The following is a 16302-nucleotide window of genomic DNA, read 5'->3' on the forward strand; positions in this document are numbered from 1 at the left end:
AAAACTTACTCTTTATTCTTGTTCATTATCAGATAAACAATCGGGATGATGAACCCGTTTAAGAACGTAGACGTCAATAATCCCCCCAAGATCACCGTCGCCATCGGGCTTTGGATCTCGTTTCCGGGAAGATCGCCATTCAACGCCAAGGGGATCAACGCCAAGGCAGAACTCAACGCCGTCATCAAGATCGGGTTCAAACGGTCCAAGGAGCCTTGTATCACAGACTCGCGCAATCCCATCCCCTCCCCACGCAACTGCGTATAGTGGCTGATCAGCAACATACCGTTTCGGGTAGCGATACCGAACAAGGAGATAAAACCGATAATCGCCGGGATACTGATCTCGCCGGAAGTAAGCCACAGGATAAACACGCCGCCGATCAAGGCCAACGGCAGGTTCAACAAGATCACGCCGCTCTCCTTCACGTCCTTGAACTCATTATACAACAACATGAAGATCACCAGCAGCGACATAAGCGACGTAAGCAACAAGGTACGGCTTGCCGCCGCCTCGCTCTCGAACTGGCCACCGTACTCGATATGGTATCCCTCCGGCAAACGGATGCCGGCCTCTACCTTCTCCTGTATCTCATTGACCACGCCTCGCAAATCACGCTCCGACACATTGGCGCTGATCACGATCTTACGTTGCACGTTCTCGCGGTTGATCGTATTCGGGCCGGTTACCGAGCGGATATCGGCCACGTAGCTCAGCGGCACTTTCTGCCCGGCGGCATCGATCATCAGATTACTGATATCATCCATCGTGGCACGGCTGGAATCGGAGGTCTTCACGGTCAGGTCAAAGTTCTTGCCATCATCGTATACCTGGCTTACGGCCTCTCCTCCCAACATCACGTTGATATATTCCTCGAACTCAGGCAAGGAGATACCATATTTGGCCAACAGCTCACGTTTCGGGGTAATCGTCAATTGCGGACGCTCGATCTGCTGCTCCACCTTCAGGTCTACCAACCCCGGGATCGTCTGGATAGCGGCCTTGATCTGGTTTCCGATCGTAAACATCAAGTTCAAGTCCGTACCAAACAACTTGATAGCGATATTCGCCTCCGTTCCGGAAAGCATAGCGTCGATACGGTGGGAAATCGGTTGCCCGATCTCGATATTAGCGCCGCTAATCGTAGATAACTTCTCGCGGACATCATTCATCACCTCGTACCGGCTACGGTCTCGCAATTCGAAAGGAGCCTCGATCTCGGATACATTCACGCCCAAGGCATGCTCGTCCAATTCCGCACGGCCGGTCTTCCGGGCTACCGTCTTTATCTCGGGCACTTGCAACAGCAACGCCTCCGCACGGCGCCCGATCTGATCCGACTCGTCCAAGGAAATCCCCGGAAGCGAGCTTACGTTGATCGTGAAGGAGCCTTCGTTGAACGGAGGCAAGAAACTACGTCCTAAGTTGAAGAAAATCACCAAAGCTACCACGAACAAAGCGATCGTGGTTCCCACCACCCCTTTCCGGTACGTCAAGGCAAACTCCAAAGCACGCTTATACACCACCTTCAATTTCCTAGCGACCCAAGCCTCACGCAGCTCCTTCATTCCCGTAGCTTTCCGGTTCAGCAAATAACTGCAAAGTACCGGGGTCAGGGTAAGCGCTACCACCGTAGAGGCAAACAACGCCACGATAAAGGCGATACCCAGCGGAACCAACATACGGCCTTCCATGCCGCTCAGGAAGAACAAGGGCACGAAGCTCACCACGATAATCAAGGTAGAGTTCAGGATAGGCATACGCACCTCCCGGGAAGCGTCGTAGACCACCTCCAAGGTAGAGCGTTGCTGATCCGGAGGCAGGAGCCTGTTTTCCCGGATTCGTTTATACACGTTCTCCACGTCTACGATAGCGTCGTCTACCAAGGAACCGATAGCGATCGCCATACCGCCCAGGCTCATCGTGTTAATCGTCAATCCCATATAATGCAATACGATGATAGAGACCAGCAAAGACAATGGTAACGCCACGAGCGAGATCACCGTCGTACGGATATTCATCAAGAACAGGAACAAGACGATCACCACGAAGAAACTACCCTCGAACAAGCTCTTCTTTACATTATTGATAGAGTTGTCGATGAAATGGCTCTGACGGAATATATCGGTAGAGATCCGCACGTCTGCCGGCAGGTTCTTCCGCAAATCGACGACAATCTCGTCTAGCTTCTCCGTCAGTTTCTCCGTACTCGTATCCGGCTGTTTGGTCACGGTAATCAACACGGCAGGCTTCGTCCGCTCGGAAGCGGTTCCCAGCTTCGGGCTTTTACCGCCAATCTTGACCGTGGCGATATCGCCCAACGTAACCGGATACTCGTTCACGGTCTTCACCACGCCCTGGGCGATTTCCTCTACCTTCGGCGTAGATAAGATTCCCCGGATGATATACTCATTATCAAACTCGTACAATACACCGCCATTGGCATTCCGGTTCATATTCCGGCAGACGTTCAACACCTCGTTCAGCCCCACGCCATAATGCTTCATGCGGGCCGGGTCCAGCAATATCTGGTATTCCTTGATATCACCACCGATCACGGCAACCTGCGCCACGCCACCCGTAGATAACAAACGGGGACGGATCGTCCAGTCGGCGATCGTACGCAAATCCAGCAAAGAGGTAGAATCGGCGGTCAAACCGAGGATCATCATCTCCCCCAAGATAGACGATTGCGGGCCCAACGTCGGTTTACCCACGTTCTCGGGAAGACTCTCGCCCAAGACAGAGAGTTTCTCCGACACGATCTGGCGAGCCCGGTAGATATCCGTTCCCCAATCAAACTCCACCCAAACCACGGAGAATCCGGTGGTAGACGAGGAACGTACACGCCGTACATCCATCGCACCGTTCACGGCGGTCTCCACAGGGAATGTCACCAAGCGTTCCACCTCCTCGGGAGCCATACCATTCGCCTCGGTCATGATCACGACCGTAGGGGCGTTCAAGTCCGGAAACACATCCACGTCCGTGTTAAACGCCGTGTACGTACCCCAGATCATCAGCAATAGCGCACAAACCAAGATTACCAACCGGTTGTGCAACGAATAATAAATTATCTTATTCAGCATGAAACGTCCCTCCTATTAATGGTGGTGTGTATGAGCCGGTATCGCATTAGAGGCAGAAGACAGCTTGATCTGGTAAGCGCCACGGGTCACGACCTCATCGCCCGGTTTCAAGCCGGAAAGGATCTGCACCTCCGAGCCGTTATTCGCTCCCAACGTCACCCATTGCTTCTTATAGCCTTCCTCGTCCAAGCGGATAAACACCGAGTAAATACCCTGCTCCTCGATAAGAGCGGAGACAGGCACGCTCAGGACATTCTCCATCGGCTTCGTCAGTAAAAAGATCTCGACGAAAGAACCGGGGATGATGGCGCCCTTGTTATCGAACTCGAAAGTCACCGGCACATAGAAAGAATTCATGTCGGAAGCTTTGCCATAAGACAACAACCGCCCGCGCAAATCAGACAGTTTGTAAAGAGTGTTATCATACGGAGTCTTGAAATTAGCGGTCTGGATCATGGGGAGATCGTTGTAATACTTCTCGGACACGTCCGCACGCAACACCAACCGGTTATTCTGGGAGATCGTAGCCAAAGGCTGGCCTACAGAGACATAATCCCCTTCTTTCACTTGGATGTTCTTCAAATAACCGTTCAAGGGAGCGAGTACGGAGACACCTTTCGCCGTCTGTTTTCCCGCTACCGCCTCATAAGCGACCTTGGCGTTCTCGTAATTCAAGCGGGCCTGCTCGAAATCCTTGGCTGATACGATCTTATCGCCTACCAAGGCTTGCATACGCTCATATTCCTTTTTCGCTGTCTCATAAGCGAATCTCGCTCTTGCTGCCACGTCACCATCCGAGAGCGCGTTGGAGGCGATGCTCAACACGGCTTGCCCCTTACGTACCGCCGTACCATCCACGAACGGTAAGCTTCCGAACGAGATCACGCCGGGAATGGTAGCGACAATCACGGATTCCTCTCCTTGTGCCGCCACAATCCGTCCGCTCGTCTTAATCACGTCTGTAAAAGGAGCGGGATTGACCGTCATGGTCTGCAATCCTACCGCCTCGGCCATGGCCTTCTTGAAGACAATCTCGCCGGGATGGGTACCGCCGGCCTCATGTTCGTGATCGTGACCTTCGTGATCATGGCCTTCATGGTCGTGGCCTTCATGATCATGTCCTTCGTGGTCGTGATCGTGATCGTGCTCATGGTCGTGAGCCTCTAATTCATGATTATGCTCATCGTGTCCGGCATGCGACGCATTTCCCGCACAACCGGCAAACAAGTAAGCGCACATCGCACCTACTAAATATACTTTCTTCATTGTGTAAAAAATCTTGATATCGTTAATAATAAACAGATAGGGGGAGCAAACCTGTCCTCCACCCACTCTCACAAAATAAGATATCAAGACATAGGAGGCGCACGGAGTCCGGAGGCACTCACTATCCAAGTGTCGTGCAATGACTCTATGTATAGGGCGTTCTCACGCTCAAGAAGCTGTCCGCAAAACGCCGGTTCAGGAGGATAAATGTAATCGAAAAGAACAAGTAAGGGCATCAGGTGTATATCCGTATCCCCATCCGTGAAGTGAGAAACGGATGTGTTGAAATAGGCCAGGTTATGCCCGTCGCAGCCGCAATCATGCGTATCGGCACTTTTATCGCCGTTCGCTTGCTCCGCGGTCAAGGATTGATAGCAGGGCATCCCGTCCCGGTGGTGATGGTGAGGGATAACCACAGAAAGCAATGCCAAGATGCCGGCCATCAGCACCACGTACTGTATAATCCTCTGTTTCATTTTCTCACGCATGGGACAAAGATACGAAAGAAAATCCGGAAAATATCATACTGTCTCATATTTCAATACAAAACCTATGATTTTCCCGTATCGAGAAACGAGAGTCGAGGATCGAACCTAAAGGATACCGCTCCCTTATTCCCAATCCCCGACCCTTGATTTTTTACTTATTCAGTTTCTCGCAGATCAATTCCGCGGCTTTCTTTCCGCTCATCAGCATACCGCCAAAGATCGGTCCCATACGGAAACTACCGCTCACGCCATTGGCAGCCATACCGGAAACGAATAATCCGGGGTAGATCTCTTTCGTGTTCTCCACCGTTGTCTGCTCACCCAGCTCCACGTTCAAGGAACGCTCGCCGATCACGCCTCCTGTCGGCGTATTCAACCGGATATCATTCTTACGGGCTACCACACGGGCGATCTCGCAATCATGCCCCGTACCTTCCAAAACAGCTTTCGCCATGATCGTCAGCGGGTCTACGTGCATCCCCTCGCGGATCACCGGAGCCCAGTTCACTACCACACCGGCTACGGCATCGTTATGGAACACCACGTCTTCTACCGAATAGCAGTTGAAGATCGTAGCGCCTGCCTTCGTCGCCTGATAAATCAAAGCGGAAGTAGTATGTACCGAATCCATGATATACGTGCCATTAGCGCCTTCCTTATAGCTCACGCCCAATTCCTTGATGATCGGCATGGCCTCTTCCTGCACCACGATATCGTTGAACATCATGGCACCGCCCCACATACCTCCACCGGGAGCCAGCTTACGATCAAACAACGCCACTTTCTTACCGGCTTTCGCCAAGAAATAAGCGGCCACGATACCGGAAGGTCCTCCTCCCACGATCGCTACATCCACAGACAAATTACTCTTCAACTTCTCGAAGTAAGAGTCAATGATTCCACTTGAAACAATCTGTTCCATCTTGATAACTAATTAAAGTTTAAACATCAGGGAGCACATAGAGGTTACGCCCCCTTTATTTCCTAGTTCTACCTTATTTTCCCTTCGCCGGCATTATCCGGATCAGGTTCGATGGGTATAATCTCAGCCTGTACGATCCAGGCACCCCTATGTGAAAAGTCGGGGACAAATGTACAAAAAAAATCCAATCAGTCATCTTCCGACCAGTCATCAGACAAGCCAAACTCTTTATCCCGGAATAATTCCGCCAACCCCGAGATTTGCTTGAACCGGAGCAACTCATTCTTATCCATCCCGATATTACGCATGATCCACTGATCAGACATCCCGGATTTGACCAATTCCGCGACGATCTCCGTCATAAGCTCCAGGTTGTGCATCCCCCTAGCCCTGTTATGCCGGATGGTTGAAGCCATCCGGTTCGAGATGTCTTTCTCTATCACCGTCACCGGCAGCAACCCCTTCTCACGCTCATAAATCCTTTGAGATCGCTTCATGACCAGATAACGGTGGAATCCATCCACGATCTCATATAAATCATCTTCTTCCAGATAATAACAGACGCAAGGCATCGTATAGCCATCTTCCCAGATAGAAAGTTCCAATAATTGCATTTCCGGAGGAGCCATGATATTCGGGTTATAACTGTTGGCCACGATCTTTTCTATAGGTACGGCACGAACACCATATGCCGGACTAATAAAGTTCCCCATGCTTATAAAAATTATATTTGTCCATCACATCTTTTCTCATATCCCTCTCTCGTTTTGTCTGGGAAAAGCCCATGTACTTACACGTATGGTCGTTTTTCAGGATACAAACGCACATACGTTTGTAAGTGGGTATCTCCTTGAACTCCGGGATATCGATATCATCGATATATTCCATCCGTACAGGCTTCTTATCCGTACGGTAAGCGGAGCTCTCTTCCACGATGATAGGGATATTAGCCGCCCGCAACTTAGCGATCGTCTCCTCGCCCAGGCACCCCCCCTTCTCTCTCCAGAATTTACGGCTGACTTTTAGCTTATTCAAATAATTCTCACGAGTTTCCTTGGGCAATGTATCCAAGAGAAAATACATGTATTTCTCCCAAGAGAACCCGGACGGACACTTGACAGCCCTCCAGCCCATAGCGGAGGTATTCCCATATATACCGGCGAAACCGACACCGTTTACACGCCCAACCATCCGTCCCCACATATCGGGATCGATAACCTTGTAAATAGACAGGGTGGATATCGCCTGGGATATAAACGGGCTCGCCACACGTTGCTTCGACAAGGGAACCCCGGCTTGATAATACAAATCATATAAATGATTATATCGCCAGCCAAACTTTCCGTTAGCGACCCAGATATCCTGAGTTTTCCAATCGTAAATCGGATATGCGTTATATATAGAGTAATTGATCCGGCGAGTCCATTTATAACTAGCCAGTTTCCTGTAGTTCTTATCACTATGTATCGCCCGCCACCTATTAAAGCTCTCTTGGGTACGAATTCCCACGAGGCAACAGATACGCCGCCCTTTCTTGCGCCGGTACAACCAGAAAGGAAACATGTTCTGAAAATCATAATCCCACATGTCTTCCTTGAAAAATTCAAAGTCTTTCGCCCGGAGGCACGAATGAGGCATCTCCCGGACCCAGATATCCCGATACTCCTCGCTCCAAGGCCTCCAATACTGTTGAAACATAGATGTACACGTCGGAACCTTGAAAGGGATGCAGCAATGGTAAACATCAAGGATATCGGAGTTGGCGGCACAAATCTTTTCCACATACTCGGTCGTCTGACTGTATTGAACCTCATAATCCATATGAAACACCCCCAGCCTTCGTTCCGGGGCGTATCTCCGGATATAATCCATGCACAAATTCAGCAACACACCACTATCCTTACCGCCGGAAAAGGAGACGTATACATAATCGAAATAATCAAAAATAATCTTCAACCTCTTCACCGTCGCCTCGTACACATCCATTCTTCGTATCATGACTCTACCTCCGGCGAATAATGCATTTTATCATAGTTCTTCCACTCGACACATGTCTGGAACCTTTTTTGGGCAAATACCTTTACATGGCGTTTATGCACTACGGCCATAAGAGAAGACAGAGACGAAAAATCCTTAATGACTTCCTCCAGAAGCTCACCCAATACCAAAGGGTTGTCGCCGCTTACAAAATAATTATCTATAGAAGAATAAGAATATCCTTTTTTCACTGGCATAAAACCGACCACAGTCGTTTCATGAAGGGCTACATACCAAACGTGGCTACGGGATGTCTTAAAGGGATAATTGTTATTCTGTCGCAAAATGGCCGGATTCATGACCAAAGGCGCGACAAGCTCATACAACAATTTGTCCGTTCCCTGCAATGTCATAATTTTCATGGTCTGCACTCAATAATATTACCATGCAAATTTAGACATTAAATGTAGATACCGTAGCCACAAAAACACAAAAATATAATTTCCCTTGTTTATATTCCGCTATTCGCGGTATCCGTACCCCCACGGATACAGCCCGTAAATATCGAACAACAAAGCAGGAAGACAAGGGTTAGCGAGGCAAACGCTTGCTTAACCTACGCTCTATAAAGCCTTTCATAAATTCCACGGTCTCGTCGATCCCCAGCACAGATACATCAATCGAGAAATTATACGAGGAAGCCATCCCCCACGTCTTATTCGTATAATAATTATAATAGGCGGCACGAGATTTATCCGTTTTCTCCATCATGTTCCTCGCCTCTTCCACTGTCACGCCCTGCCTTTCCACGATCTTCTGTACCCGGCTCTCCACCGAGCTGTGGATAAAGAAACTCAAGCACGCCGGATCATCCCGGAGGATATAGTCGGCACAACGCCCTACCAACACGCACGACTCGGTCTCCGCCAGTTTGCGGATAGCGTCGCTCTGTATCTTGAAAAGACCGTCATTAGACAAGATATCGTGATAAGGCGTAAACATTCCTCCCATAAAAGAAGAGTATCCCATCGTAAAAGCATACGATAAACCACTGGAAGCACGCTCGTCCGCACGCTCGAAAACATCCTCGCATAACCCGCTTTCACGGGCCGCTACCGAAATCAGCTCCTTATCATAGTAACCGATACACAACTCCTTCGCCAGACGTTGGCCTATCTCGCGGCCGCCACTCCCGAACTGGCGGCCTATCGTCAATATAATTCTATTATCCATCGATCTCAAGTTTGATTCAACCATCCACAAACGTACAAAATTATTTTTAAAGCTACGGCAATAATATAATAAACACCCAAACAAAAAAATCAAAGTTTATACTTACATTTGTTTTCGAATAAAATCAGTACATTCAAATTATCATGAATAATACTCATTCCAATACAACATTGTTTGATGGAGCTATAAATAAAAAGAACGATACGGAAGACCCCAAGAACGACTTGATCTTGGCCAATATGATCGACCTGCGGAAAACAATGTCGGACGTATTGTCTCTTCTTCTAGGTTCCAGGGAGAACCCGGTTATCAATCAAGCCTTATTTCGCATCCTGCAATTTTTTGACGCAGACCGGGTATATATCGGAACATTCCACGAACAAACTCATACTGTTGATTTTACGAACGAAGTTACTTGCGACGGGATTATCTCTATGCGGGAGGATCTGCTACGTCAGCTTTCACAAGACGAGATCCCTTGGTGGTATGATAATATCAAGAAAGGCAAGGATATCGTCATTCATGATGTCTCTAAAATGCCGGAAGAGGCAAAAAGAGAACAGCATTTACTGGTTGTGCAAGAAGTCTTGTCGCTATTAGTCGTCCCGGTTATCAAACAGGGCAAGCCTTTCGGGTTTATTGGTTTCGACTCCGTGAAAAGAAAACGGGAATGGACCGGATTGGATATCGAGAACCTACGTATACTAAGCGATATTCTCTCCATAGCGATCGAAAGAAAGGAAGTACAGGGATTGGTAGAGCATTCGGCCATACAAATCATGAAAAGCGAGACGAAATTTAAGATCATCTTCGACAAGATGCCTTGGGGCGCCGAGCTTTATGACGAGAATGGAGTGCTGGTGGATATTAATCAAGCCGATCTTGATATATTCGGTGTTACCCGCGAACAAGCCGTAGGGCTCAACATGTTCGAGAACCCCAATATCCCGAAATATGTCAACCAAAAACTCAAAGAAGGAAAAGATATATTTTTCGCCCTCGATTACGATTTCAAGGTCGCTTCCAAAACGGGCTATTACGATAGCCGCCACAGCTTCAGAAAAAAGCATCTACTGGTAAAGGGAGTGACCTTAAAAGACGCTTCCGACCATATATTCGGTTACATTTATATCGTGTTCGACGATACCGAGAATTACATCAAACGGGAACAAATGGAAAATAACCTGGCCCGCCTTAAAGTATCGGTGGATACCGGAGATTCCATCCTCTGGGAATACGATGTAGAGAATGATGAACTGATCGTAGATTTCGGCCTTAATGAGGATATCGACAATAACGAAGGGTTGAAAGCGATCCACGATTACAATTTCAAAAACCAAGAAGACTACAAATCCTCGATCCACCCGGATGACTTCGACCGGGTATATAACAAACAGTTCAAGCCTCTCCTGCAGGGGAAGATCAATAATTTCGTGTCGGTCTACAGACGTATCCTCAACGGGAAAATATTCTGGTTCAACTCCAACGTACGTTCCTATAAATTCAACGATGACGGAACGCCCAACAGGATCGTAAGCTACACCTCCAACATAACCCAGCAACGAGAAAAAGAGATCGAGTTAATCAAGGTAAAGGAGGCCGATAAACTAAAATCCGCTTTCCTCGCGAATATGAGCCATGAGATACGTACACCGCTTAACGCCATTGTCGGGTTCTCGGACATAATCGCCGAGATAGACAATGAGGCCGAGCGTCAATCCTATCTAGATATCATCCATAAAAACAATGACTTGCTGCTGCAACTGATCGATGATATCCTTGATTTCTCCAAAATCGAGGCGGGAACGATGGATTACCATTTCGAGGAAGTAGACATCAAGGATATATGTGGAGAGATCGCGTTGGCAGACTCTATAAAGATGCCTCCGGGCGTAGATCTTATCTTTGATCTCAACTCCCCATCCGTAATCGTCAAGACCGACGAGCGAAGGGTTATGCAGGTAATAACCAATTTCGTGAATAATGCCATTAAATTCACTTCCGAAGGCAGTATCACGATTTACTATGAGATAGAAAAGGATTTCATCCGGGTCTGCGTAAAAGATACCGGCATCGGTATCTCCGAGGAAAACCAGAAACGCATATTCGAGCGTTTCTTCAAGGTAGATACTTTCCAGCAAGGCACAGGGTTGGGATTAACGATCTGCCGAACCATTATCGAGACATTAGGAGGCCGGATCGGTGTGGATTCCAAGGAAGGAATGGGCTCCACTTTCTGGTTCACCCTACCTTTGGATACAAAACAGACCGATAGCGAACTTTCATCGGATATCCCGGTCCAATCCGAAGAAATCCCCCACTCCGGCAAACTTCATTCTATCCTAATCGCAGAGGATGTCTATGAGAATTATTTCCTCTTGGAAACCTTGTTCGGTAAGCAATACCAACTTTACCATGCGTTAAACGGGCAAGAGGCCATTGAGATGTTCGAGGCATATCACCCGGATTTAATTTTGATGGATATAAAAATGCCGGTTATGGACGGATTCGAGGCAGCCCGCAGGATACGCTCTTTATCCAAGACCATTCCGATCATAGCACTCACGGCATTCGCGTTCGAAAGAGAAAAAGAGATAGCCAAACAATGCGAATTCACGGACTATGTGGTAAAACCCATCAATATTAAAGAGCTAAAGAAACTGATCGCAAAGATATTGGCATAAAAAAACGTGTCGCGGTTATCGCGACACGTTTCTTTATTCATTTAGGCATCGGAGCGGCAGAAGGAGGAGGTGTCTCCAGCCCCCATTCCTTATTCGCTTTCGGTCCCATCTCTAATTCCAGCAAACCGCCGGCGGCGATATCACTGTGATTAAACCAAGGCTGATTCAAGGTAACCCCGTTCAACTTGGCAGATTGTACGTACTTATTCTCATCGGACGCATTATTCGCACGAATCTCGAACGTATTGCCGTTACCCATATCCACCTTCACGTCGGTAAACATCGGGCTACCGATATTATATGTAGGAGAACCCGGAGTCACCGGATAGAATCCCATCTGGCTGAAGACAACGAAAGCAGACATACCGCCACCGTCCTCATCGCCCGGCACACCCATCAAATCATTGCGGAACCATTGATTCAACAAAGTCCGGATACGTTTCTGGGTCATCCAAGGTTTACCGGCGTAATTATACAGATACGGGATATGCAAGCTCGGCTCATTCGCCATAGAGAACATACCCACGTTGCCCGTATGATCCGGAAGCGTAGAATAGAACTGCCATTTAGACATACCCAGCGGCGTATTGAACATGGAATCCAAGGCAGAGGTAAATGCCTCATTGCCCCCGATCAAAGAGATCAAGTCGCCGATATTATGCTGCACGTCCCAACGATAGACATATCCGTTGTTCTCGTCATAATAATCACGAGCACCTAACCCGCCATCATAACGGTAATCCAGCGGATAGATAAACTTACCGTCTTTATCCTTCGGATGGAAGAAACCCGTCTCCGGATTAAACACGTTGCGGTAATTATAAGAGCGACGCAAATAGTAATCCGCCTCATCCTTCTTACCCAATTCCTGGGCGATCTGAGACAAGCACCACTCATCATAAGAAGTACCCAAGGTAACGGCGATAGGCTGGCGTTTCTCCCAAATAGATACGTTAGGAACCGTCTCTTTCTCTCCCGGCCTCAACGCAGGGATATAACCATGCTCCTTGTAGAAATCGTCTAACCAGCCGGCCGGGGCGGCAGACCAAGGGATCAAGGTCTTTTCCTCGATACCTTTCTTACAAGCGATATAAGCTTTTTCCAACTCAAAGCCACGCAAACCCTTGCGATAAGCATCGATCACGGTAGCGACAGCATGGTTCGAGTTCATACGACGCGTATCTCCCGTAACTTCCGGGAAAGTAGGCATCCAGTTGGTACCCATCTGCTCGGCCATCAAAAGATACGAGTTGATGATGTCATTCTCACGCTCATCATCGATCAAGACCCGCAAAGGATGCGTAGCGCGGTAAGTATCCCAAATCCAATCGTCCGTATAGAAAGGCCGTCCTCCATCCTCATGGATCTTTCCGTCGAAAGCGCTGTAATAGCGTCCGTCCTCGCTCAAGTTTATCGGACGCTCGTAGCAACGATATAAAGAGGTGTAGAAAACAGTCTTCTCATCATCAGTACCGCCTTGCACTTGTATCTTACCCAAAGCATCGTTCCAATCGTTGCGAGCGATCTTCGCCACCACATCCACGTCATAAGCGGCGATCTCACGCTCCAGGTTCTTCTTCGCCTGCTCTTCGCTGATAAAAGAGATACCGTAGCGAACGCCCAGTTTCTTCACGTCTTCCCCGAAAGAAAGAGCGATAGCGGCATCCGTACCTTCCACGGAAGTCTCATTATAATTAACACTTCCGCTTGACACGACACCCGCTTTCACAGGCTTTTGATTTGTCTCGGCATATAAAAAGACCTTCGTTTTCTTATCTATATATTGATAGCCGCTTACAGCGCTGCCATTTACTTGCAACCGCCCGTTACGGCTGTTAAATACTAAATAAGCCGGTCCTTGTTTCTCGAAAGAGAGCGAATACACGGCACTCTGGTGAGAAGGGGCAAAATCCACGTCGATCTCCTCGTTATCCAGATATACTTGATAACGATACGGCAAGATCTTCTCCCGGTCATAACTATAAGAGATCACAGGTCGCAAGCCGGACTCGTCGCCCTGATACGGACACAGGTTAAACGCGGAACGCTCGCGATGGTTCGTCACGATAATAGGCAATCCCCCCAGGCGGTCACCCGTGAAATCCGCACGCTCCGGGTATACACGCAGCATACTGTTCGGCAAATGCACGGTAGGGAATGTCGGCACCAGCAAATGGCTGATATTTCCCATATAAGGATTCACGTAATCCACCGGGTCCATCGCCGAAGGGGAAGAAGTTCCCCCTCCTCCACCGGCACACGACACCCATAAGAAGGCAGAAACCAGAAGGGCCATCGAAGTTTTAAGCTTTGTCTTCATTTAGTCGATTGTTTAGAATGATACATTTTTGTTTTCTCTCGCAAGATTCCATTATTCCGCTGTCTTCGGGCGGTTTTCCGGGGCAGCGCCAAACTCCTTATTCGGTGTGCTTCCCATCACAAAGGTAAGATTTCCTCCCTTCATGATATCATCATACAGGATATAAGAATTGTTGTAAGGTTTGCCATTCAACAACACGGATTGGATATAGATATTCTCCTTGCTGTTATTCTGGGCCACGACCTCAAAAGTCTTCCCTTCCGGTAAATTCACGGAAACCTTATCGAACAACGGGCTACCGAACACGAACACACCGTTGGAAGGATTCACCTGATAGAATCCTAAAGCCGACATAATATGCCAAGCCGACATCTGGCCACAATCCTCGTTTCCGATGATCCCTTCCGGTTGATCGGTATAGAATACGTCTTGAATATAACGAACTTTCTCGGCGGTCTTCCACTGTTCCCCGGCATACGGATAGAGATAAGCCACATGATGGCTCGGCTCATTTCCATGAGCGTACATACCGATCAAGCCGCTAATATCCGGAGAAGCGTTCTCTCCTAACTCACCTTCCACCAAGAACAAAGAATCCAGTTTCGAGATAAACGGAGCGTCGCCTCCCATCAACTCGATCAAGCCTTCCGGATGCTGAGGCACGAAAAATGTATAATGCCAACCATTTCCCTCGCAGAAATCGCCCACGCTATGTACGGACTGAATCGGATCGTACGGCGTGCGCCAGCTACCATCATCCATCTTCGGACGGATAAAATTAATATCCTTATCGAAATATTGCGTATAGTATTTACCTCGCTTCAGATAATTCCGGTAATCCTCCGTCTTTCCCATTTTTTTCGCCATCAAAGCGATACCCCAGTCATCAGCGGCATATTCCATAGCGATAGAAGTAGCCTCGCGTACCTTATCGCAAGGGATATACCCTTTTTCCAATACATACGGTACCCCGTTTTGTTTCTCATATACAGAGGAAGCGACCATATAGCGATACGCACGATCCGCATCGAAGCCGGTAAATCCTTTCAGATAAGCATCCGCGATAATAGGCACGGCGCTATATCCCGGCATCTGATTCGTCTCACCACCAATCAGCGGCCAGATCGGTAATTTCTCCTGCTGGTCGTAAATGCTCAACATAGAGTTTACCAAATCCGATACATATTGAGGTTTGATGATCGTGAACAACGGGTGCAGGGTACGATAGGTATCCCATAAAGAGAAAGTAGAATAGTTCTTCCACGTATTGTTCGTATATACCTTATCGTCGTGACCGCGGAAATCACCATTCACGTCACAATACAATGTCGGAGCGATAAACGCATGATACATGGCGGTATAGAAAATCTTCTTGGCACGCTCATCTTTCGTATCGATAGAGATACAAGATAATTGATCGTTCCATTTATCGGTAGCCTCGTTACGGACCTCATCGAAATCCCAGTGAGAAAGCTCCGCACGCAAGTTCGCCAAAGCGTTCTCGCAACTTACGGAAGAGATGGCTACCTTTACCAAAGCGGTCGGCGAATCTCCCTTAAAGGTAATCACACCCTTTACGGACTCACCCGTCAACTCGTCATTTCCCGCGGCCTCATCATCGTTGAATACAGCCAACGACTCGATCGGTTGATCGCATTTCAAGGTAAAGAACACCTTGTGGCGCGGGCTCCAGCCCTTGGAGAAACGATACCCCTCGACTGTATATTCATCAATCTTTTTCAAATAGGTATCATAAGCTTTATCACCGATACCCTCCTTCAAGTTGATCAAAAGACGATGCTCGCCTCCCGACGGATAGGTATAACGATGCAAGGCGACACGCTCGGTTGCCGTCAACTCCGCTTTCACGCCGTTATCCATCAGCAAGGAATAATATCCCGGGGCCACGGCCTCGTTCGCGTGTTTATAATAGGAAGACGCCGCCCCCTCTATATTATCTTGCTCACCACGGGCGGTACGTATCTCACCCGTATAAGGCATCAAAAGGATATCCCCAAGATCAGAGCATCCGGTCCCGCTCAAATGCGTATGGCTGAATCCGATAATGATACTATCCGAGTAATGGTAACCGGAACACCAGTCCCATCCCTTAAAAATATTCTGGGGACCTACCTGGACAGCTCCGAACGGAACGTTTGCCCCAACAAACACATGCCCATGCTCTCCCGATCCGATATAAGGATCTACATATGCGGTAAAGTCTGTCTTGTCTTCCGCTTTCTCCGGTGTGGCACAAGAGAATGCGAAAAATGTCAGGCATGGTATTATGCCTGACATTGATAGTTTATGGATGAAATTCATC

The 16302-nt window shown here is 48.3% G+C and carries 11 protein-coding genes and 1 riboswitch; of the genes, 1 reads left to right on the forward strand and 10 read right to left on the reverse strand.

What is annotated here, in order from left to right:
• Positions 1 to 5: 5 nt before the first annotated feature.
• The 8 genes from Q0110_RS00650 to Q0110_RS00685 all read right to left on the reverse strand — a co-directional run bounded on the left by Q0110_RS00650 (position 6) and on the right by Q0110_RS00685 (position 8975).
• Positions 6 to 3089: an efflux RND transporter permease subunit gene (locus Q0110_RS00650; protein WP_297900765.1), complete on the reverse strand. Its 3084-nt coding sequence runs from the start codon at positions 3087 to 3089 to the stop codon at positions 6 to 8.
• A gap of 15 nt (positions 3090 to 3104) precedes the next feature.
• Complete coding sequence (locus Q0110_RS00655; protein WP_297900769.1) at positions 3105 to 4355, reverse strand: efflux RND transporter periplasmic adaptor subunit; 1251 nt, start codon at positions 4353 to 4355, stop codon at positions 3105 to 3107.
• 83 nt (positions 4356 to 4438) lie between these two features.
• On the reverse strand, positions 4439 to 4843 hold the full coding sequence (locus Q0110_RS00660; RefSeq protein WP_366139619.1) for a DUF6769 family protein: 405 nt from the start codon (positions 4841 to 4843) through the stop codon (positions 4439 to 4441).
• Positions 4844 to 4994: 151 nt separating this feature from the next.
• On the reverse strand, positions 4995 to 5765 hold the full coding sequence (locus Q0110_RS00665) for a sulfide-dependent adenosine diphosphate thiazole synthase (RefSeq protein ID WP_297900776.1): 771 nt from the start codon (positions 5763 to 5765) through the stop codon (positions 4995 to 4997).
• Between the two features lie 62 nt (positions 5766 to 5827).
• Positions 5828 to 5924: riboswitch (TPP riboswitch) on the reverse strand.
• 29 nt (positions 5925 to 5953) lie between these two features.
• Positions 5954 to 6478 (reverse strand): ParB/RepB/Spo0J family partition protein, encoded by a 525-nt coding sequence (locus Q0110_RS00670; RefSeq protein ID WP_297900779.1) that lies wholly within the window; start codon positions 6476 to 6478, stop codon positions 5954 to 5956.
• Positions 6462 to 7763 carry a DUF3440 domain-containing protein gene (locus Q0110_RS00675; RefSeq protein ID WP_297900782.1) on the reverse strand — a complete coding sequence of 434 codons (1302 nt, stop codon included), beginning with the start codon at positions 7761 to 7763 and terminating at the stop codon, positions 6462 to 6464. The genes Q0110_RS00670 and Q0110_RS00675 overlap by 17 nt, the downstream gene beginning before the upstream one ends.
• Positions 7760 to 8164, reverse strand: a complete 405-nt coding sequence (locus tag Q0110_RS00680) for a hypothetical protein (protein ID WP_297900785.1) — start codon at positions 8162 to 8164, stop codon at positions 7760 to 7762. Before Q0110_RS00680 ends, Q0110_RS00675 begins: the two co-directional genes overlap by 4 nt.
• A 169-nt stretch (positions 8165 to 8333) precedes the next feature.
• A complete protein-coding gene (locus Q0110_RS00685; RefSeq protein WP_297900788.1) occupies positions 8334 to 8975 on the reverse strand; it encodes a cytidylate kinase-like family protein in 642 nt (213 codons plus the stop codon).
• A gap of 143 nt (positions 8976 to 9118) precedes the next feature.
• On the opposite strand from Q0110_RS00685, the gene Q0110_RS00690 reads away from it, so the two are divergent.
• Positions 9119 to 11659, forward strand: coding sequence for an ATP-binding protein (locus Q0110_RS00690; RefSeq protein WP_297900791.1), 2541 nt, complete (start codon positions 9119 to 9121; stop codon positions 11657 to 11659).
• A 37-nt stretch (positions 11660 to 11696) separates the two neighbouring features.
• On the opposite strand, the gene Q0110_RS00695 is transcribed toward Q0110_RS00690, so the two are convergent.
• Together Q0110_RS00695 and Q0110_RS00700 are read right to left on the reverse strand one after the other, a co-directional pair.
• Entirely contained in the window at positions 11697 to 13979 is a 2283-nt protein-coding gene (locus tag Q0110_RS00695; RefSeq protein WP_297900794.1) for a GH92 family glycosyl hydrolase, read from the reverse strand.
• Positions 13980 to 14030: 51 nt separating this feature from the next.
• Positions 14031 to 16301, reverse strand: a complete 2271-nt coding sequence (locus Q0110_RS00700) for a GH92 family glycosyl hydrolase (RefSeq protein WP_297900797.1) — start codon at positions 16299 to 16301, stop codon at positions 14031 to 14033.
• Position 16302 lies beyond the last annotated feature (1 nt).

The organism is uncultured Parabacteroides sp. (genome assembly GCF_947855115.1).
Classification (GTDB): domain Bacteria; phylum Bacteroidota; class Bacteroidia; order Bacteroidales; family Tannerellaceae; genus Parabacteroides.

Excerpts from the sequence above, each read along its gene's own strand:
- Q0110_RS00650 (WP_297900765.1), bottom strand. The coding sequence starts at position 3,089 with ATGCTGAATAAGATAATTTATTATTCGTTGCACAACCGGTTGGTAATC.
- Q0110_RS00655 (WP_297900769.1), bottom strand. The coding sequence starts at position 4,355 with ATGAAGAAAGTATATTTAGTAGGTGCGATGTGCGCTTACTTGTTTGCC.
- Q0110_RS00660 (WP_366139619.1), bottom strand. The coding sequence starts at position 4,843 with ATGCGTGAGAAAATGAAACAGAGGATTATACAGTACGTGGTGCTGATG.
- Q0110_RS00665 (WP_297900776.1), bottom strand. The coding sequence starts at position 5,765 with ATGGAACAGATTGTTTCAAGTGGAATCATTGACTCTTACTTCGAGAAG.
- Q0110_RS00670 (WP_297900779.1), bottom strand. The coding sequence starts at position 6,478 with ATGGGGAACTTTATTAGTCCGGCATATGGTGTTCGTGCCGTACCTATA.
- Q0110_RS00675 (WP_297900782.1), bottom strand. The coding sequence starts at position 7,763 with ATGATACGAAGAATGGATGTGTACGAGGCGACGGTGAAGAGGTTGAAG.
- Q0110_RS00680 (WP_297900785.1), bottom strand. The coding sequence starts at position 8,164 with ATGAAAATTATGACATTGCAGGGAACGGACAAATTGTTGTATGAGCTT.
- Q0110_RS00685 (WP_297900788.1), bottom strand. The coding sequence starts at position 8,975 with ATGGATAATAGAATTATATTGACGATAGGCCGCCAGTTCGGGAGTGGC.
- Q0110_RS00690 (WP_297900791.1), top strand. The coding sequence starts at position 9,119 with ATGAATAATACTCATTCCAATACAACATTGTTTGATGGAGCTATAAAT.
- Q0110_RS00695 (WP_297900794.1), bottom strand. The coding sequence starts at position 13,979 with ATGAAGACAAAGCTTAAAACTTCGATGGCCCTTCTGGTTTCTGCCTTC.
- Q0110_RS00700 (WP_297900797.1), bottom strand. The coding sequence starts at position 16,301 with ATGAATTTCATCCATAAACTATCAATGTCAGGCATAATACCATGCCTG.